General features: G+C 36.7%; 20 protein-coding genes. 14 read left to right on the forward strand and 6 right to left on the reverse strand.

The genetic code is table 11. The features are described from left to right. Positions 1 to 32: 32 nt before the first annotated feature. The 5 genes from CP352_RS08835 to def form a co-directional block, all read right to left on the reverse strand. A complete protein-coding gene (locus CP352_RS08835) occupies positions 33 to 1,001 on the reverse strand; it encodes a diacylglycerol kinase family protein (protein WP_089150638.1) in 969 nt (322 codons plus the stop codon). A 46-nt stretch (positions 1,002 to 1,047) separates the two neighbouring features. Further along, positions 1,048 to 2,727, reverse strand: coding sequence for a ribonuclease J1 (gene rnjA / locus CP352_RS08840; protein WP_035443038.1), 1,680 nt, complete (start codon positions 2,725 to 2,727; stop codon positions 1,048 to 1,050). A 6-nt stretch (positions 2,728 to 2,733) separates the two neighbouring features. Beyond that, positions 2,734 to 2,955 (reverse strand): DNA-dependent RNA polymerase subunit epsilon, encoded by a 222-nt coding sequence (locus CP352_RS08845; protein ID WP_013086168.1) that lies wholly within the window; start codon positions 2,953 to 2,955, stop codon positions 2,734 to 2,736. 123 nt (positions 2,956 to 3,078) lie between these two features. Next, entirely contained in the window at positions 3,079 to 3,243 is a 165-nt protein-coding gene (locus tag CP352_RS11200) for a hypothetical protein (RefSeq protein ID WP_013086169.1), read from the reverse strand. 42 nt (positions 3,244 to 3,285) lie between these two features. Further along, entirely contained in the window at positions 3,286 to 3,840 is a 555-nt protein-coding gene (gene def / locus CP352_RS08850; protein ID WP_005718875.1) for a peptide deformylase, read from the reverse strand. A 252-nt stretch (positions 3,841 to 4,092) separates the two neighbouring features. Here def and typA point away from each other — a divergent pair, with 252 nt between their 5' ends. From typA to holA, 9 genes are all read left to right on the forward strand, one after another. Beyond that, a complete protein-coding gene (gene typA, locus CP352_RS08855) occupies positions 4,093 to 5,937 on the forward strand; it encodes a translational GTPase TypA (RefSeq protein WP_005718876.1) in 1,845 nt (614 codons plus the stop codon). Between the two features lie 99 nt (positions 5,938 to 6,036). Beyond that, the gene (locus tag CP352_RS08860) at positions 6,037 to 7,221 is read left to right on the forward strand and encodes an FtsW/RodA/SpoVE family cell cycle protein (protein WP_013086170.1); all 1,185 of its coding nucleotides are present in this window, start codon (positions 6,037 to 6,039) and stop codon (positions 7,219 to 7,221) included. Further along, positions 7,218 to 7,562 carry a YlbG family protein gene (locus CP352_RS08865; RefSeq protein ID WP_005718878.1) on the forward strand — a complete coding sequence of 115 codons (345 nt, stop codon included), beginning with the start codon at positions 7,218 to 7,220 and terminating at the stop codon, positions 7,560 to 7,562. Before CP352_RS08860 ends, CP352_RS08865 begins: the two co-directional genes overlap by 4 nt. Next, complete coding sequence (gene rsmD, locus CP352_RS08870) at positions 7,559 to 8,107, forward strand: 16S rRNA (guanine(966)-N(2))-methyltransferase RsmD (protein WP_065990422.1); 549 nt, start codon at positions 7,559 to 7,561, stop codon at positions 8,105 to 8,107. Before CP352_RS08865 ends, rsmD begins: the two co-directional genes overlap by 4 nt. Before the next feature lie 2 nt (positions 8,108 to 8,109). Continuing rightward, complete coding sequence (gene coaD, locus CP352_RS08875; RefSeq protein ID WP_057726406.1) at positions 8,110 to 8,595, forward strand: pantetheine-phosphate adenylyltransferase; 486 nt, start codon at positions 8,110 to 8,112, stop codon at positions 8,593 to 8,595. Beyond that, positions 8,588 to 9,631, forward strand: coding sequence for a SepM family pheromone-processing serine protease (locus CP352_RS08880; RefSeq protein ID WP_089145525.1), 1,044 nt, complete (start codon positions 8,588 to 8,590; stop codon positions 9,629 to 9,631). The genes coaD and CP352_RS08880 overlap by 8 nt, the downstream gene beginning before the upstream one ends. Before the next feature lie 75 nt (positions 9,632 to 9,706). Next, positions 9,707 to 10,396, forward strand: coding sequence for a helix-hairpin-helix domain-containing protein (locus tag CP352_RS08885; protein ID WP_065990417.1), 690 nt, complete (start codon positions 9,707 to 9,709; stop codon positions 10,394 to 10,396). Further along, positions 10,365 to 12,653 carry a DNA internalization-related competence protein ComEC/Rec2 gene (locus CP352_RS08890; RefSeq protein ID WP_065990415.1) on the forward strand — a complete coding sequence of 763 codons (2,289 nt, stop codon included), beginning with the start codon at positions 10,365 to 10,367 and terminating at the stop codon, positions 12,651 to 12,653. Before CP352_RS08885 ends, CP352_RS08890 begins: the two co-directional genes overlap by 32 nt. Beyond that, a complete protein-coding gene (gene holA, locus CP352_RS08895; RefSeq protein ID WP_005718884.1) occupies positions 12,650 to 13,636 on the forward strand; it encodes a DNA polymerase III subunit delta in 987 nt (328 codons plus the stop codon). The genes CP352_RS08890 and holA overlap by 4 nt, the downstream gene beginning before the upstream one ends. A gap of 63 nt (positions 13,637 to 13,699) precedes the next feature. Here the strand turns inward: holA and rpsT are convergent, their stop codons facing one another. Continuing rightward, complete coding sequence (gene rpsT / locus CP352_RS08900) at positions 13,700 to 13,957, reverse strand: 30S ribosomal protein S20 (protein WP_005718885.1); 258 nt, start codon at positions 13,955 to 13,957, stop codon at positions 13,700 to 13,702. 201 nt (positions 13,958 to 14,158) lie between these two features. Here rpsT and rpsO point away from each other — a divergent pair, with 201 nt between their 5' ends. From rpsO to tig, 5 genes are all read left to right on the forward strand, one after another. Next, a complete protein-coding gene (rpsO, locus tag CP352_RS08905; RefSeq protein ID WP_005718887.1) occupies positions 14,159 to 14,428 on the forward strand; it encodes a 30S ribosomal protein S15 in 270 nt (89 codons plus the stop codon). Positions 14,429 to 14,585: 157 nt separating this feature from the next. Next, a complete protein-coding gene (locus CP352_RS08910; protein ID WP_089143337.1) occupies positions 14,586 to 16,376 on the forward strand; it encodes a ribonuclease J in 1,791 nt (596 codons plus the stop codon). Between the two features lie 2 nt (positions 16,377 to 16,378). Next, positions 16,379 to 17,212 carry a tetratricopeptide repeat protein gene (locus tag CP352_RS08915; RefSeq protein ID WP_023488143.1) on the forward strand — a complete coding sequence of 278 codons (834 nt, stop codon included), beginning with the start codon at positions 16,379 to 16,381 and terminating at the stop codon, positions 17,210 to 17,212. Between the two features lie 189 nt (positions 17,213 to 17,401). Further along, entirely contained in the window at positions 17,402 to 18,592 is a 1,191-nt protein-coding gene (gene tuf / locus CP352_RS08920) for an elongation factor Tu (protein WP_013086177.1), read from the forward strand. A gap of 145 nt (positions 18,593 to 18,737) precedes the next feature. Further along, positions 18,738 to 20,069: a trigger factor gene (gene tig, locus CP352_RS08925; RefSeq protein ID WP_005718891.1), complete on the forward strand. Its 1,332-nt coding sequence runs from the start codon at positions 18,738 to 18,740 to the stop codon at positions 20,067 to 20,069. Positions 20,070 to 20,127: the final 58 nt, after the last annotated feature.

Here is a 20,127-nt window from a genome sequence, read left to right on the forward strand (position 1 = left end):
AATGGACTTTTTTTAATATTTGAACGAAGTGTTCAATTTGATTTTACAATCCGCCATTTTAATAAATTAAAATGATCAACTTTAAATGTTACTTTGAAGGGCTGCTTTTCAATATCTTCACCATCAATTTGAGCATATTCACTTTTATTGGTTTGAACTAGGATTTCTTTAGCTTCAATATAATGAAATTCTGGTGCATTAACGTGTGAACCATCTTTGATCAGCTTACCAAAAAGCCAGAGAAACTTGCGTAAACTTGGTTTTTCAACAATTACTGTATCAAGATGGTGACTGTAAATGTCCGCTTTTGGCAAAATAGCAAAACCACCGCCAAAGTAGGGATGGTTAGTAGTAGTGACAAAGTATGCATCTCCGTAACGAAGAGTTTCGTTTTTAGTTTTAACAGTCACTGTAAAGGTATCCTGCTTAATTAGTGCCTTGATTATATTTAGGCCATAAATCATATTTCCAGAATTGAAGTGATTGAGGTGTTTTTTTAATTGCTCATGATTACTCTGATGAACAACAAAGGCATCAAAACCAATACCGAAATTATTAACAAAGTAACCCTTAGGAATTTGTTTAATATTTGATATGAAAAAACCACAATCAACTTGTTCCGGTTCAGGATCTCGGAGCAAATTGTTGATTAATTGCCTGGGATCTGCGGTTAATCCAGCACCACGGGCAAAATCGTTGCCTGTTCCTGCAGGCAAATAAGTAATAGCTGTCTCAGGATAATTAGAAGTCTTTATTCCATTTAAAACTTCATTAAAGGAGCCATCTCCACCAACTACGATTAAAACATGTTCAGAAGAGAGATGTAAATTAGCGTAATTTTGTGCTAGAACGACTAATTCTCCAGGATAATGACTTTTTTGTCGCTTAAAAGGAATATTCATTTCTTTTAGTATATCTTGTAATTCTTTATCAGCTTTAATAGCATTGCCATTCCCAGCGACCTCATTAACTAATAACTGAACTTTAATTTTTTTATGCATATTGTTCATTTTCTAAAATAAAAGACTCCCTAAGGAGTCTTTTTTACTATTTCTTTTCGATAATGATTGGTAAAATCATAGGCCGTCGTTCAGTCTTGGAATACAAGAAGTCTGAAAGATTTTCGGTGATCGCCTTTTTAATGTCACTTTCTTTTGGTCTATTTGATTTAGCCATTTCATTTCTAAGCACATGATAAACATGCTTTTGCGCTTGACTAATTAACTCAGTTGATTCACGCATGTAGACAAATCCGCGACTGAGAATATCAGGACCAGCTAAGACTCGCTTGTGCTTATAATCAACTGTAGCAACTGCAACAACTAAACCTTCTTCAGAAAGAATTTGACGATCATGAACAACAACGTTGCCAACGTCTGCAGTACCAGAAGTATCAACGTAAACGTCACCTGCAGGAATATGTCCTGCGATTCTAGCGCCATCAGGGCCAAAGCAGACAACTTCACCATTAGATAAAACAAAAGTGTTTTCAGCGGGTACACCGGCTTGTTGAGCAAGCTGGGTGTGAATAACCTGCATTCTGTACTCACCATGAACAGGAATCATGTACTTAGGCTTAACTAAGCGAACCATCATCTTTAACTCTTCTTGGCCGCCGTGTCCGGAAGTATGAACGTTATTTACTCTTCCGTGAATAACATCGGCTCCGCCTTCCATTAACTTATTGATTAAGTGGTTAACACTTAATGTGTTACCTGGAATTGGGTTAGAGGAGAAGATGACTGTATCACCAGGTTGTAAGCTGATTTGACGGTGAGTACCATTAGCAATTCGCGATAAAGCGGCTAATGGTTCACCTTGAGAACCAGTACATAAAATCATTACTTTTTCAGGTGGTAGTTTGTTGATCTCATCTGCGTCAACAATTAGATCCTTAGGCAAATTTAAGTAGCCCAAGTCGACCCCATTATCAACGCCATTTTCCATACTACGTCCAAAAATTGCAACCTTTCTACCGGTATCAATTGCAGCTTGAATAGCAGTTGATACACGATAAAGATTAGATGCAAAAGTGGCAAAAATAATTCTACCGTGGATTCCAGTGATGATATTATGTAGTGACTTAGCTACAAATCGTTCAGACTTAGTAAATTGTGTTACTTCAGCATTAGTTGAATCTGAGAGAAGAGCAAGTACACCTTCATTGCCTAATTGAGCCATCTTTTGAAAATCTGGTGCAGGTTGATCCATTACTGGTGTTAAGTCAAACTTAAAGTCACCAGTAAAGACAACGGCACCGAGTGGTGTATGAACGGCAATACCTAAAGTATCAGGAATAGAGTGAGTAGTTCTAAAGAAAGAAACGGAAAGTTTCTTAAACTTCAAAACAGTATCCTCATGCTCTTCGTGTAGTTCAGTTGTCTTTAAAATTCCGTGTTCTTCCAATTTGCCTCTAATTAATGAAAGGGCAAATGGTGTCGCATAGACAGGAATTTCAGGAATTTTTTCTAACAAAAATGGAATACCACCGATATGGTCTTCATGTCCGTGACTAACCACAAGAGCTTTGATTTTCTTACGATTCTTGATTAGGTAAGAATAGTCTGAAATAACGTAATTAATACCTAATAGGTCATCTTCGGGGAATTTAATACCACAGTCCATGATGATAATTTCATCCTGATACTGAACACAATACATATTTTTGCCGATTTCATGCAAACCCCCGATTGCATAAACGGCTACTTCATTATTTTTAATTCGCACTCTTTATTACTTCTTGTCGAACGTTGTTAACTTAAAGTCAGCATGTTCTTTTTCGTAAGTTAACGAATTACCAGTTAATTCTTGGATGAGTTCAATGTTATAGGGGGTATTGTCCTCAACCATACTTCTTGCTTCGACCATGTTGTCTGCTTCCATGTAAAGAGTTTGTGTAGTTTCTCTACGAGGATTGACAATCTTGTTTTTTTGATACAAAACTTTGTAGATCATAAATGATTCTCCTTATTAATGTATAAACGTTCAATGTAGAGTAAAAATTACTCAATAGCTATAAAAATTTTATCATAATTATAAAGTTAAGTATATAATTATGTTTCTTTTGATTTTTACCGATTAAATTTGGTCAATGTTATTGACGTAAAATAACATCAGTTGTACGATAATCATGTAGTAAATGATTAATAAATTCATTTGCTCGTTATAAGAAGTCTCTTCAATCTTCTTAATTCCCAATGTATGAGTCACTGGCCTAGTTAACCAGTGACTTTTTTTATACAAAAAAGCCTGCATCTGCAGGCTTTTGTTTTGGTTAAATAACAATTAAGAAATTACGACTGTATCTTCTTTAAGTGCGAATGGATCCTGCTTATTAATGCGGTCATAGAACAAGTGACCATTTAAGTGATCAATTTCATGAGAAGAAACAATTGCTGGGTAATCCTTTAAGCGAATGGTTTTTTCTTCACCGTCAACGGTGTAGTAATGAATGGTTAATTTATCAGGGCGGGGAACGTAACCATTAATAACTTCATCAACACTAAGGCAACCTTCACCTTCGCTAAGACAAGCTTGACGAACAGATTCAGAGACAATCTCTGGGTTAACATAAACTTCTTTAAAGATAATTTTGCCTTGATCATCAGGAACTAAAAGTGCAGCCATTTGTACACCTTCACCTACTTGAGGTGCGGCTAGGCCAACGCCTGCTCTTAATTGGTGCTTTTCAGCAATCTTAGGATCTTGTGAATCAATTAAGTATTGCATCATATCATCAGCTAATTTTTTATAGTGATCACTAAGTGGAAATGTTAAAGGCTTGGCAACTTGACGTAAGACGGGATCACCGTCACGTACGATATCTTTCATTAAGATCAAAATAATTACTCCTTTTTAAAAATTATTATCTACATTATATTTTTACCATAGTTTAATAGTTTTTGCTTGTTTTTGCATAAAAAAATCCAGGGTTAACTTGATTGTTAAGCGTTGACCCGTATGCAGTTAGGTGGTAAAATTCACTAACGTAACTATACAGATTTAAGAAAAGCACTTCGATAAGGCGCTAATGCGTTACCGAAACTGTGACAGAGTCACAGTTTTTTTATTGAAGAGTGGGGAGGAATACTTTTGTCAGAAAAAAGAAGAGACGATCTAAGAAACATTGCGATCATTGCCCACGTTGACCACGGTAAGACTACCTTGGTTAACCAATTATTGAAGCAATCTGATACTTTGCCAGAACACATGAATCTGGAAGATCGTGCTATGGACTCAAATGCCATTGAACGTGAACGCGGTATTACTATTTTGTCTAAGAACACTGCTGTTAAGTATAAGGATACTACTATCAACATCTTGGATACACCAGGTCACGCTGACTTTGGTGGGGAAGTAGAACGTGTTATGCACATGGTTGACGGTGCATTGCTTTTGGTTGATGCCTATGAAGGTCCAATGCCACAGACTCGTTTCGTTTTAAAGAAAGCTTTGGAAGCTGGCGTAAAACCTATCGTTGTTTTAAACAAGATTGACCGTCCAGGCGCTCGTCCTAAGAAGGTTTTGGATGATGTACTTGAACTTTTCATCGAATTAGGTGCCAACGATGAACAGCTTGACTTCCCAGTTGTTTATGCATCAGCTTTGAATGGTACTTCATCATATGATCCAGATCCAAGTACTCAAAAGGAAACCATGGATCCAATCTTTGATACCATTATTAAGAATATTCCTGCTCCAGTAGACAACTCTGATGAGCCATTACAATTCCAAATCACCATGCTTGATTGGGATGACTATGTTGGTCGTATCGGTGTTGGTAGAATTTACCGTGGTAAGGTTAAAGTTAGTGACAACATCACTGTTATGAAGCGTGATGGTTCAACTCAAAACTTCCGTGTTACTAAGTTATTTGGTTACTTTGGCTTGAAACGTAACGAAATTAAGGAAGCTAAGGCTGGAGATATTATTGCCATTAGTGGTATTAATGATATCTACGTGGGTGAAACTATTGCATCAGCCGAACATCCAGAAGCATTGCCACTTCTTAAGATTGATCCACCAACTCTTCAAATGGACTTTGTTGCCAATGATTCACCATTTGCAGGTCGTGAAGGTGATCAAGTAACTCCTAAGAAGCTTGAAGATCGTTTGATTCGTCAAACTCGTACCGATGTTTCTTTGAAGGTTGAACCAACTGATCAATTGAACGCTTGGACTGTTTCAGGTCGTGGTGAACTTCACCTTTCAATTTTGGTTGAAGAACTTCGTCGTGAAGGCTTCGAATTACAACTTTCACGTCCTAAGGTTATTTACCGTGAAATTGATGGTACTATGTGCGAACCATTTGAATCAGTACAAATCGATACTCCAGATGAATATGTTGGTTCTGTTATTGACTCACTTTCACAAAGAAAAGGTGAGATGAAGAATATGGAATCAACTGGTAATGGTCAAACTCGTCTTGAATTTTTAGTTCCATCACGTGGTTTGATTGGTTACAATAATGAATTCATGTCACAAACTGGTGGATATGGTATCATGAACCACACCTTTGAAGCATATAAGCCAGTAGTAAAGAACTGGAACCCAGGTCGTCGTAATGGTGCATTGGTATCCATTAACCAAGGTCAATCAACTACTTACTCACTTCAATCAGTAGAACAACGTGGTGAGTTATTCATCGGTGCTGGTGTTGAAGTTTACGAAGGTATGATTGTTGGACAATCATCACGTGAACGTGATATTGCTGTTAACGTAACTAAGGGTAAGAACTTAACTAACACTCGTGCTGCCGGTAAGGACCACGCTGCTGCTATTAAGACTCCTAGAACGTTGACTCTTGAAGAAGCTATCGAATTCTTAAATGATGATGAATATTGTGAAGTAACTCCCGAATCTATTCGTTTACGTAAGAAGATTTTGAACACTTCAGAACGTCAAAAGGCTGATAAGAAGCGTAACCGTGCTAACTAAGATAGTTTAATAAATTTTAAAAGGTCGTCACTTGATAGAAGTGATGATCTTTTTGTTTTATAATGAAAAAAGTATTATTTAGATAAAGGGGCAACGCTTGTGCGTCGAAAATTACGTTATCTTAATTACCAGATTTTTATTCCCTATCTTATTTTAGTAGTGGTTGGGATAATTTTGGTATATTCAGCTAGTTCAGATATTTTATTAGTTAATGGATTTAAGCCAAATGTCTATGGGATACGGCAAGCAATCTATGCTATAGTAGCTTTCTTTTTGTTTGGGATTCCGTTTTTTGCATTAAGAATCAAAGTATTTAAAAATCCAAAGTTTGTAGGGGGATTTTTATTAATTTGTATACTTATGCTAGGATGGCTAGTATTTCTACGTTTTGCTCATGGCAGTAGTGCGGCAGTTAATGGTGCTGTAGGTTGGATTAACTTGGGCTTTATCAATTTGCAGCCACTAGAAGTTACTAAATTGGCTCTGGTCATTTATTTGGCATATGTACTAGACAGAAGAGATGGAAAATTAGTCAAGGGTAAGATCAAACATAATTTGTCACACCCAGCAATTTTGGCGGCTTTTTTAATGTGCTTGGTTATTGTTGAACCTGATTTTGGTGGGACAGCAATTTTATTTATGATCACTTTGGTAATGTTTTCAGTATCAGGGGTTCCAACTAAATTAGCTTTAACTTGGTTAGCTGGGATTGTGATCTTAGTGGCAGCTGTATTTCTTATTGTAGTTGCCTGGAATCCTGGATTTTTACAAAGAAGTTATCAATTCCAACGACTAATGTCGTTCTTGCATCCCTTTGAATTAGAGCAAAAAGGTGGGGCCCAGCTAGTTAACTCTTATTATGCAATCCACAATGGGGGATTATTTGGCGTAGGACTAGGTAATAGTATGCAAAAGCGAGGTTACTTACCAGAGCCGTATACCGACTTTATTTTATCCATTACAGCAGAAGAAGTAGGTGTGATTCTGACAATTTTATTGGTTGGATTACTCTTTTATTTGATGTGGCAGATTATGGAAGTTGGGGTTCACGCGGTTTCTCAATTCGACGCATTAATTTGTTTTGGCGTGACGACTATTATTTTTACAGAAGCATTCTTTAATATCGGTGCAGTACTAGGATTGTTGCCGATTACGGGGGTTACGCTGCCATTTATTTCATATGGTGGTTCATCAATGATTGTCTTGACTGCTGCGATTGGTTTAGTACTGAACGTTTCAGCAAATGAAAAAATGTTACAGGAAAAGGATGAAACAGTTGCATGAGTATCAATAAAGAAATTGAAAGTACCCACTTAATTAAAAGGGTAGCATTGATTATTTATTTAAAATCAGTTAGTGATCAATATAAGTTGCGCCATTTTGGTGACATTGTTTATTTTTCTAAAAAAATGAAATATTGTGTTCTTTATGTTAATCGCAACGAATGCAATGAAATCAAAGGACAAATTGCTCATTTGGATTTTGTTAATCATGTCGAAATTTCAGCTGAAGAAGAAGTAAATTTGGATAGCCAACATATTGAAAATCAATTAGCTGAGATGGCCCAAAAAGCAGAAAAGAAATTGCAACTTGAACAAGAAAAAAGTGAGAATCAACTAAAATGAGAATTATTTCAGGGAAATATGCTAAAAGAAATTTATTTACTTTGAAAAGTAATCGGACAAGACCAACCAGTGATAAGGTGAAAGAATCCCTTTTTAATTCATTGGGACAATTTTTTCAGGGTGGTAATGTTTTAGACTTATATGCTGGTAGTGGTGCCTTAGGAATTGAAGCTGTTTCAAGGGGCTGTGACCATGCGAGTCTGGTTGATATTAATCATGCTGCTTGTACAATTATTAAGAAAAATGTTGCTTTAACTAAGGAAGAGCAGCGTTTTAATGTTTATAATATGCGCAGCTCTGCAGCATTAAAATTATTTTCTGAGGATGATGAAAAGTTTGATCTAGTTTTTCTTGATCCGCCCTATGCCAAAGAAAAAATCGCTAAGGACATGTTGCAGATGGTAAAGTCGAACCTACTTAATGATCATGCAATTGTGGTGGCAGAAACTGATGATCATACAGAACTGGGTGAAATTACTGGTTTTTCATTGATCAAAGAACACCATTTAGGAAAAACAATTGTGAGGATTTATCGAAAGGACTAATAATGACAATCGCTTTATTTCCAGGGAGTTTTGATCCGATTACTAATGGGCATGTGGAGACCGCTAAAAAGGCTGCTGAAATTTTTGATAAAGTATATGTAGTTGCGATGACCAATACAGCTAAGAAATACTTGTTTACGCCTGAAGAACGTGCTGATCTAATCAGGGATGCACTAAGGGAAATACCTAATATTGAAGTGCTAGAAAGACCGGAAGAAGTAACCGTAAATTTAGCACATGAATTGCATGCTAAAGTTATGGTGCGCGGTGTACGCAACAGTGCTGATTTCCGCTATGAACAGGAGATTGCTGGGATTAATAAAAAATTGGCTCCAGATGTGAATACAGTTTTGCTTTTTGCGAGTCCAGAAAATTCTTTTGTAGCTTCAAGCATGATTAAGGAATTAGCTCGTTTTGATGAAGATGTTAGTCTGTTTTTACCTAAAAAAGCAGCGATTGCATTGAGAGAGAAGCTAAAACATGAATAATAAGAAAAACAATCAATCGAAAAAGCACTTGCGTAATTGGCTCTTGGCACTAATTGCGCTTGTTTTATTAGTGGTACTTGCTGTTTGGCCGACCGATTATTATATTGAATATCCTGGTGAGGCAATGCCCGTGGGCCAGTTTATTAAGTCATCAAATAAACGTCCGAATAATTTTTATTTGGTGACAGTTAGCGTAACTAGTCGGCCAGCTCCGGTTTTGCAATATCTATGGAGTTTTACTCGTCCCTATGATGAGCGTGTATCAAGCAAGGAGCTGCTAGGAGGTCAAACTAGTGCTCAATATAATGAGTTGCAAAACTGGTATATGGAAACAAGTCAGCAGAATGCAATTTATTATGCAGCTAAAAAAGCAGGTAAACAGCATAGCTTAAAATATCTAGGCGTTTATGTAATGGAAGTCCAGAAAAATTCTAGTTTTAAAAATAAGCTCCAAATTGGTGATACCGTTTTAGGCGCAAATGGGCATCGTTTCAGGTCAACTGAAGAGATGATGAATTATTTGCGTAAACAAAAAATTGGTGCACGAGTAACAATCTCAGTTTTGCGTGGTAAGCAAGAGAAACACTTTACTGGCAAAATTGTTAAGGTAAAGGGTACTAATAAGCCAGGAATTGGAATTCAATTAGTTGAGCATGTAGTTGTAAAAACTAAGCCTAAGTTAAAAATTAATGCTGGCGAAATCGGTGGCCCCTCAGCCGGATTGATGTTCACACTTGAAAGCTATGAGGTCTTTACCAAGCAGAACTTAAGTAAGGGACATAAGATTGCGGGAACAGGTACGATTTCACCTACTGGAAAAGTAGGAATCATTGGTGGCATTGATAAAAAAGTGGTAGCTGCTAACAGAGAAGGTGCAGAGGTCTTCTTTGCGCCGACTGATTCAACCAGTGTGAAGAAAAGTGAAACTAATTATGCAGTTGCTAAGAGAACCGCAAAGAAAATTCACACCAAAATGAAAATTGTCCCTGTGAGCACTTTTGATGATGCATTAAACTATCTAAAGACACACTACTAAAAAAATTCAAAAAAATTTGAAGTCCAGAAAAAATTCTGGGCTTTTTTTGCGTAATAAATAGTAGAGGTGATTTTTATGAATTTTGAAAAAGTAAAAGAATTTGTGCTTGAGAAAAAAGTATATCTCATTGGTGCAATAATTCTTGTAGTTGGATTTTATGGATTAAAGAAAGGGGATCATCAAGAAAATGCTGCTGCAGTGCAGGATCAAGTTATGCAGTCTAGCACTAGTAGTTCAGGTGCAACCACTAATACTAATGCAGTGACTAGCAGTAGTTCAACAACCGTTTCTAAGACTGTAACTTGTGATATTTCCGGTGCGGTGAAGCATCAGGGAGTATATACATTGAAAAATGGTGCTCGTCTGCAGGAGTTAATTGAGGCGGCTGGAGGTACTACTGCTAGAGCACAATTAAAAGCTATTAACCGCGCTACTTTACTTAAGGATCAAGATAAAATTCATATTCCTTACAAGGGTGAAAAGGTTGAAAATGTGGCAACTGCAGGATTAGCTGATAACAGTCAAAATAGTGGGAGTACTAGTAGCAGTAGCCCAAGTAATCAAGGGGATGGCACTAAGATCAACTTAAATACTGCTAATGTAGCGGAACTACAAAAGTTAACTGGAATTGGTCAAAAAAAGGCAGAACAGATTATTGCTTATCGTGAACAAAATGGTTCTTTTAAAAAGATAGAAGATTTAATGCAGGTATCAGGAATAGGAGAAAAGACTTTTGCGAGCCTTAAAGATCAATTGGCTGTTTAAAAATGAAGTTGGCTTTTACTTAATAACCGCTTTGTTGCTAATTACAATCTCTTTTTTGGCTTTTTCTTGTACAACAATGGTGCAAAAAATAGTAGCTTTATTTTTTCTGGGTTACTTTTTGCTACTGTTGGTACAAAAATATCGAGTTAGTTTAAAAATAGTTAGTCTAATAGTTGGGGCATTTCTATTACTAATTTTTTTAAGTAAATCAAAAACCAATTTTGTTTTAACCCAGCAGAGCCAATTAAGAATTTACCCTGATCAGGTAAGAATTAAAGACGACTACTTAACAGGTGTGGGTAATTTTGCTCAAGGTAAAATTTTAATTAGTGGCAAGGTAACAGATGCTCAAAAAGAACTGCTTAAGCATGGGAACCCTATTTTAGTGACAGAAATTAATGGGGAATGCAATTCAATTGAGCCAGCAACTAATATTGGTGAGTTTAATTTTCAGAATTATTATCAGGCAAAACAGATTTACCAAAAATTGAAATACAGTAGTTGTCAAATGAAGCTATTACCGATTACTGATTTTGGGGATCAATTGCATCAATTACGTTTTGAATTGCAGAACTATTTTGCCAAGATGCCACAGTTGTTAGGCTTTTTCGCTAGTGAATTAATCTTGGGTGAAAATAATGCTCAAGAAAATCAAGAAATACTAAATAATTATCGAGATTTGGGTGTTATTCACTTGTTAAGCATTTCAGGCTTACATGTTGGAATCTATGTCTTATTAATTAGCGTATTTTGTTTTAACTTGAAACTGACGGATGAAGAAACTTTTGTCTGCTGTACATTGGTTTTATTGCTAGGTATTTTTCTAAGCAATGGTCAAGCCGGCTTTGTAAGAGCGAGTTTAACCTACTTTTTAGGCAAAATTTGTAAGTTTAAGAAATATCATGTTGCGTCGATAGATCTGCTGGGATTGACCTGCATTTTACATCTTTTAGTAGTACCGCGTTTATTTCTGGCAACTGGAGCCTTATTGAGCTATATTTTGGCATTGGGTTTACAGTTAACTGATAAGTTTGGCAGTTTTAAACAAGCAATTTTGTTAAATATTTTATTAACGCCATTACTATTGCTTTTCTTTTATCAGGTCAATTTTTTAACTGTAATTTTTAATATGTTAGTAGTGCCATATTTCAATTGGATAGTTTTACCAATTGCTTTTTTCAATATTGTGACGTTTGGTCTGACTAAAGATTTTGCTCCGGTATTAGAAAAAGTGCTTGAATTAGGTGAGAAAATCATTGGGCAATTATCTGCTACTAAGTTGGGACTACTAACTTTTGGGCAAATTAATTGGTGGCAGTGTCTGTTGCTATTAATAGTAACGATTATTTTAATTGTTTCTTTAAGAGAAAAAGTTAACTGGCGCTTTAATAGTAAGAAAATTATGGTGGGCTTGTTGAGCTTGTATGTAATTTTCTTCAGCATGATTCATTTTCCTTTGCGAGGGCAAGTAACCTTCATTGATGTGGGCCAAGGAGATAGTATTCTAGTGACTACGCCATTTCCTCGCAAGGTATATTTAATTGATACTGGTGGGAAACTAAACTTTAGTGGCAAAAAGCAGACACCTCAGATTGATCGAATTACTATTCCATTTTTGAAAAGTCAGGGAATTAATACGATTGACGGAGTCTTTGTTTCGCATCAAGATGCCGATCACGTTGGTGATTTAGGACCATTACTAGAGCAGGTTAATGTTAAGAAATTATTTATGGCCGAAGGACTAATTAAGAATCCATCTTTTCAAAAGAGATTAGATGGTCGTGTAAAAGATACCAAATTAGTGGAGTTACTTGCAGGAATGCAGGTGAAAGAACCGCAGATTACATTTAATGTGGTTTATCCATATCAAGCAGGAGAAGGAAAGAATGAAGATTCCCTGAGTTTGCTTTTTAGGGTAGCGAATAAGAACTGGTTGTTTACAGGAGATTTAGGTCAAGATGGTGAAAAGGAAATTATGCAGAGGATGAAACTTCAGGTAGATTATTTTAAATTGGGTCATCATGGCAGTAAAACATCATCCAATCCAGACTTTTTACGTGCAATCCATCCTAAGCAAGTTTTTATTTCTGCTGGTCGAAAAAATAGGTTCGGGCACCCCCATCAAGAGACGCTAACGACACTAACTCAACAACAAATACCATGGGTTTCAACGCAAGACTGTGGTATGATTAGCTGGTATTATGGCGGACTGCAAAGTCCTAGATTTAGTTACTTTTTAAAGCGGGATAAAAAATGACCTTACTTTCTTTGTTTAAAAATACAAATAACAATAATCCACATACCTTAATTTGGGGTGCAGATGACTTTCTCAATGATTACTTGGTTAGATCATATGCCAAGGAAGATCGCTTTAAAGATTTGGAGCACGTGACTGTCGATTGCGAAAGCGATGGCTTAGATGAATTGATTGCGAGCTTAACTGAATCCAGTTTATTTAGTGAACAGAAATTTATTGTAGTCAAAAATCCTTTCTTTTTAACAGCTAAGGTATCTAAAAAATTACAGAAACAAATTGATGACTTACAAAAAATTTTTGAAAACTTAGCTGATTTAGAAGATGTAGTAGTAATTGTTGCTTCTTATGAAAAAATTGATAGGCGTAAAAAACTGACTAAAACTGTTCTAAAGCAATTCAATGTGGTTGAGCCACAAATTAGGCCCTATGAAGTTGCTTCAACGACTAAAGCCTTGATCAAAGATGAGGGATATATAATCACACAGTCAGCTTTACAGCTGCTAATTGAGCGAAGTGATCAGGTAATTGACACTATTTTAAGCAATTATCAAAAGCTAAAAATGGTAGCTACCGATAACAAAATTACTGAAAAATCAGTAATGCAAAATGTAGATTTGTCCCTAGCACAAAATATTTTCGCTATTTTGGAGTCGGCTTTAGATAAGAATTACCGTGAAGCAGTTGAGCGCTTAGATAATCAATTACGTGAAGGGACTAATCCAATTCAATTATTAGCGGTCTTTGAAAATCAATTAGAATTGATTTTGGTCGTTAAGATCTTAGCACAAAGAGGTCGTAGCGAACCACAAATTGTAAAAGAATTAGGCGTTCATCCCTATAGGGTTAAGTTAGCCCTACGTAATCGGTTGAAGATAGACAAGCTAGAAAATTTATTAAGGGATGCAATCGACTTAGAATTTAAATATAAAAATGGAACTTACCGAGAAGATAATTTTTTGAAATTATTTATCTTAAATGTCTAAGAGTATACAAAAAGAGGAGATCGCTGCAGATCTCCTCTTTTTATTATTAGTAATAAGTAAGATTTACTTGTTTGCTAACTTGTTTAAACGACTCTTGTCACGAGCAGCCTTGTTCTTGTGGATTAAGCCTTTTGAAGCAGCCTTATCCAAAGCACGTTCAGCTTCTAAATGCAACTTGGAGACGTCTTCCTTACTATCACTTTCAACAGCGTTCTTAAACTTCTTGATAGCAGTTCTTAACTTGCTTAATTCAGAAGCGCGGCGTTCGTTAGTAGCGTTTTGAGTCTTAACACGTTTGATAGCTGATTTGATTTGTGGCATGAAATTCACCTCCAATGATTTAGAAATTTACTTCATCCATTATACTTAAGAAATATCACGGATGCAAGGTAATTTCCGCTTGCTTTTTTAAAAAATAATGTGTATGATTATGACTGTTGTGAACCGCTGACGCTGTTTATTTGTTCACGCCGACGATAAACGTTGTTAACGGCAATTATTTAATGAAAGGTGAATTTAACTATGGCAATTTCAAAGACTGAAAAAGAAAAGATTATGAAGGAATACGCAACTCACGAAGGTGACACTGGTTCTGTTGAAGTTCAAGTTGCTCTTTTGACTGCTGATATCAACAACTTGACTGATCACATGAAGAGTCACAAGCATGACCACCACTCATACGTTGGTTTGCTTAAGAAGATCGGTCACCGTCGTAACTTGCTTCGTTACCTTGAAAACAACGACATTAACCGTTACCGTGAATTGATCAAGAAGTTAGGTCTTCGTCGTTAATTTTCACATAATATTGAATAATGAAGCTAGCCGAAAAGGCTGGCTTTTTTTGTCTCTGTCATAATTTTATTCTTTATGCTAAAATTGAAACAGATTATTTTTACGTTGAGATCGATAGATCCATAAGAATTAAAAATTAGATAGAAAAGGAAATATAATGGCTGATCAAATCAAAATTATGATCTTGAGCGGTGTGCGTGAACAGGGTAAAGACATGTTTGCTGTTCAAGTTAATGATGAAATTTTTGTTCTTGATGCCGGATTAAAGTACCCTGATAGTTCTTTATTTGGTATCGATGTAGTAATTCCTGACCTTGATTTCTTTGAACAATACGGAGATCGAGTAGCAGGTATCTTTTTAACACATGGGCATGCTGATTCAATTGGTGCATTGCCATACATTTTGCGTAAATACGATATTCCAGTATTTGGTTCACAATTGAGTATCGAACTTGCTAAAATTGAAGTACAACGCGAAAACAAACGCCGTAAGAATAGTTTGTTCCACGTAATCGATGCAGATACTGAAATTGATTTTAAGAATGCAAGTATTTCATTCTTCCATACGACACACTCAATTCCTGATTCACTTGGAATAGATGTACATACACCAGCAGGTGAAATTGTTTATACTGGTGACTTTAAATTTGATCCAACAGCTGCGTTAAATTATCGGACTGATATGGATCGCTTAGCTGAAATTGAACAAAAGGGCGTTTTAGCGCTTTTAAGTGATTCATCTAATGCAGAAGCATCTTTCCCTAATGCATCTGAACAAGATATTGGTAAATTTGTGACTAATGTCTTCAGAAATGCTAAAGGCAGAATTATCGTAGCTGCTAAAGCCTCTAACTTGAATCGTGTTCAAGAAGTTTTAAATGCTGCAGCAGCAACAGGGAAACGCGTCTTATTAACTGGCCGCGATCTAGCTAAGATTGTTAGAACTTCAATGAAATTAGGCTATTTAGATGTGCCTGAAGGCTTGTTGATGCGAGTTAAGGATCTGAAGACTGTGCCAGATGAGCAGACAGTTATATTAGAGACTGGGCGTATGGGTGAACCACTTAACTCATTACAAAAAATGGCTAAGAAGCGTCATAGTATGATTACGATTCATAAGGGCGATTTGGTCTTTATTGCAACTACTCCGTCACATGCGGTTGAAACGATGGTAGCTGAAACCAGTGATTTGGTATATAAGGCTGGCGGTACGGTTATCCAGTTAGGCAGAAATATACATACTAGTGGGCATGCAACTGGTCGTGATCTGCAACTTTTGATTACAACCTTGAAGCCAAAATTCTTAATTCCAGTAATTGGTGAATATCGTTTACTTGAAGTAGTACGTGATTTGGCTATTAAAGCTGGAATGAATCCTAAAGATATATATATTACCAAGAATGGTGACTGTCTTGAATATGACTTTAAGCAGAAGCGTTTCTTCTTAACTGACCCAGTACCAGGTGAAGATACCATGATCGACGGTTCTGGTGTTGGTGATGTTGGTAATATTGTGCTACGTGATCGTGAGGTCCTATCAGATGACGGAATCTTTATTGCGGTTGTTACAATTGACCGTAAGAAGAAAAAGATTATTGCAGAGCCAAAAGTCACTAGTCGTGGTTTCGTCTATATCAAGGCTAATCGCCAGTTGATGAGTGATTCAATTGATGTAATTAAAAAAGCAATTCAGGCCAATTTTGAACACAAAAAGTTTGATTGGAGTGAATTGAAGCAAGATATCCGCGGTGATTTGGAGAAGTTTTTATACAAGAAAACTAACCGTCGTCCAGTGATCTTGCCCGTGGTCATGGAAGTAAATCAAAACCGTCATCGTGCTATGCAGAAACGCAATGAAAAAGCACAAAATGACAATAAGAACCATGCCAAAGACGAAAATAAAAAAACAAAAATAAATAAGAAAAAAGAAAGTAATAAGAAAGACTAAAAATGACATCAGTAAGCCAACAAAATTTATTGAAACTTGCTGAAGAAGATGAGCGTAAGGGAGATCTCGAAGCAGCTATTCAAAATCTAGAAGAAGCATTACGTGGAGAGCATTCATTGGACGTTATTTTGAAACTCTGCAAACTCTATTGCGCTAATAAACAAGAAGATCAGGCATATGCTTTAATTAAAGAGGAGCCTGATCTTTTTTCTGATCAGCGAGTATTTAAAAGTTACTGTCAAATTCTAGCTAAAAATAATTTTTTTATTGAAGCTCTACAACTAAAAAATCTTGTTGGAGTGGACTTATCAGAAAAGGTAAAACCAGCTTCTGAAGAAAAACAGCGGCAGATTATGCAAAACTTTAAACAACGAGAACAGGTTACTCAGTTGGATTATGAAAGTTTACATAAGTTAAACCTGCCTAATTTTAAAGCTTTTGCACGAAGCGTCTTATTAGATCCAACGCCAGATTTTGCTGTTAGGTTGTCACTTTGTGAAGATCTAGTTCGCTTGGGACTTGAAGAAAAGTTTGAAATTTGGGTAATAGGCCAGATGGAGAGCTTTATTCCGGCGAATACACTGCTTCTAGAAAAAGAACCTAAGTACCGTGAAATTATTTCTAGCATTGGAAGCAAATTTCACAATAGTCCAAGTCAGTTGCCATTAATGCTGGGAGAAGTGAATTTGGTATTAGGCAGTCTTTACCCTAAAATTAACCAATATATTGATGAGCCTGACAGTTTTGCTAGTGATTTAGTTTCATTTTTACAAAGAAAAGATGGCCGTAGTCATCAAAAATTACTAGAAAAAATATATAAATACTTACCGCAATAAAAAATAAGTAAAAAAGGTTTACATTTTCAAACTATTTAGTATAATTAGCAAAGGATATTTTCGTTAGGCAATTTCGCTTAAGCTTTTTTACTAGGCATTTGCCGAAGAAAGTAGTACAATATTCAACAGAGAATTATCCGTTAACTTATCTCAACGGACTTCTTGCAAATTTACAGGAGGGTCATTTTAATGGCAGAAAAAGAACATTACGTTAGAACTAAGCCACACGTAAACATTGGTACTATCGGTCACGTTGACCACGGTAAGACCACTTTAACTGCGGCTATTACTACTGTTTTGGCTGACAAGGGTTTGGCTAAGGCTGAAGATTACTCACAAATCGATGCTGCACCAGAAGAAAAGGAACGTGGTATTACTATTAATACCGCCCACGTAGAATACGAAACTGAAAATCGTCACTACGCTCACATGGACGCTCCAGGCCACGCCGACTACATCAAGAACATGATTACCGGTGCTGCACAAATGGATGGTGCTATCTTAGTTGTTGCTGCAACTGATGGTCCTATGCCACAAACTCGTGAACACATTTTGCTTGCTCGTCAAGTTGGTGTTAACTACATCGTTGTTTTCTTAAACAAGTGTGATTTAGTTGACGACCCAGAATTGATCGACTTAGTTGAAATGGAAGTTCGTGACTTGTTGACTGAATACGATTACCCTGGTGACGATATTCCAGTTGTTCGTGGTTCAGCTTTGAAGGCTTTACAAGGCGACAAGGAAGCTCAAGAACAAATTCTTAAGTTGATGGACGTCGTTGACGAATACATCCCAACTCCAGAACGTCAAACTGACAAGCCATTCTTAATGCCAGTTGAAGACGTATTTACTATCACTGGTCGTGGTACTGTTGCTTCAGGTCGTATTGACCGTGGTACTGTTAAGGTCGGTGACGAAGTTGAAATCGTTGGTTTGGTAGACAAGGTTCTTAAGTCAGTTGTTACTGGTTTGGAAATGTTCCACAAGACTCTTGACTTAGGTGAAGCCGGCGATAACGTTGGTGTATTGCTTCGTGGTATTGACCGTGACCAAGTTGTTCGTGGTCAAGTATTGGCTGCTCCAGGCTCAATTCAAACCCACAAGGAATTCAAGGGTCAAGTTTATATCTTGAAGAAGGAAGAAGGCGGCCGTCACACCCCATTCTTCTCAGACTACCGTCCACAATTCTACTTCCACACCACTGATATTACTGGTGAAATTGAATTGCCAGAAGGTACTGAAATGGTTATGCCTGGTGATAACACTGAATTTACTGTTAAGTTAATCAAGCCAGCTGCCATCGAAAAGGGTACTAAGTTCACCATCCGTGAAGGTGGTCGTACCGTTGGTGCCGGTCAGGTTACTGAAATCCTTGACTAATTTCTAACGATATAGTTAAAAAAGATGCACTTCTTCACAGGAGCGCATCTTTTTTCTTTTAAATTTGTTTTTTGCGGCCTTTTAAGGTAAGATAACTTAGTATGCAAGAAGCAAACTCAAATTTGACATTGGAGGTATTTAATTAATGTCTGTTAAATGGGAAAAGACCGGTAAGACAACCGGTGATCTTACTTTTGATATTTCACAAGATGAAATTAAATTAGGTTTAGACCAAGCTTTTAGAAGAGTAAAGAAAAACTTGCGTGTTCCTGGCTTTAGAAAGGGTCACGTATCACGTGTGATCTTTGATCAATATTACGGTGAAGAAGCATTATATGAAGATGCCTTAAATATTGTATTACCAAATGCATATTCTGCTGCTGTTAAAGAAGCAGGTATTAAGGCAGTTGGCCAACCACAAATTGTTCCTGTATCAATGGATAAGGACAAGGATTGGACTATGAAGGCTACTGTTACTGTAGAACCAGAAGTTAAGTTAGGTGACTACAAGGGTATCGAAGTTCCTAAGCAAAACACTCGTGTTTACCAAAAGGACATTGATGCTGAACTTGACAAGCGCCGTGAACAAAATGCAGAACTTGTTCTTAAGAAGGGTAAGGCTGAAAAGGGCGATACTGTTACTATCGATTACAAGGGTACTATCGACGACAAGCCATTCGAAGGCGGCTCAGCTGAAAACTACTCACTTGAATTAGGTTCAGGTGCATTTATTCCTGGCTTTGAAGATCAACTTGAAGGCCATGAAGCCGGCGATGATGTTGATGTAGTTGTAACTTTCCCTGAAGATTACGGTGCAAAGGATTTAGCTGGTAAAGAAGCACACTTTGCAACTAAGATTCACGAAGTTAAGTCAAAGCAACTTCCTAAGTTAGACGATGAATTTGCTAAGGACGTTGATGACTCTGTAGACACCCTTGATGACTTAAAGGAAAAGATCAAGAAGGACTTGAAGGAACAAAAGGAACAACAAGCAAACGACGCTATTCAAGAAGCTGCAATTGAAGGTGCTGTAAGCAACGCTACTATCGATGAAATTCCTGATGCTATGATTCAAGAAGATGTTGATACTCAATTGAACCAATACTTGGGTAATATGCAACGTCAAGGTATTGACCCACAAACTTACTACAAGTTGACTAATACCAACGAACAACAATTGCGTTCACAATTTGAAAAGAATGCAGCTGAAAGAGTTAAAACTAACTTAGTTCTTGAAGCTATTGTTGCTGCTGAAGACCTTAAGGCAACTAAGGAAGAAATTGATAAAGAAATCAAGGATCTTGCTTCAGAATACAACATGGATGAAAAGATGGTACGTAACACCTTATCAGATGACATGTTAGGCCACGACATTACTGTACGTAAGGCTATGGATCTTATTACTGATAATGCTAAGCAAGTTGCTAAGTCAAAGCTTGAAAACAAAGAAGACGATGACAAGAAGGAAAGCAAGTAATAGTAATATTTGCTAATTTCTCAAAAAGAGCGGCTATAGGCCGCTTTTTTTGCTGTTC

Origin of the sequence: Lactobacillus sp. UMNPBX1, assembly GCF_002554085.1 — a bacterium.
Taxonomy (GTDB): Bacteria; Bacillota; Bacilli; order Lactobacillales; family Lactobacillaceae; genus Lactobacillus; species Lactobacillus crispatus.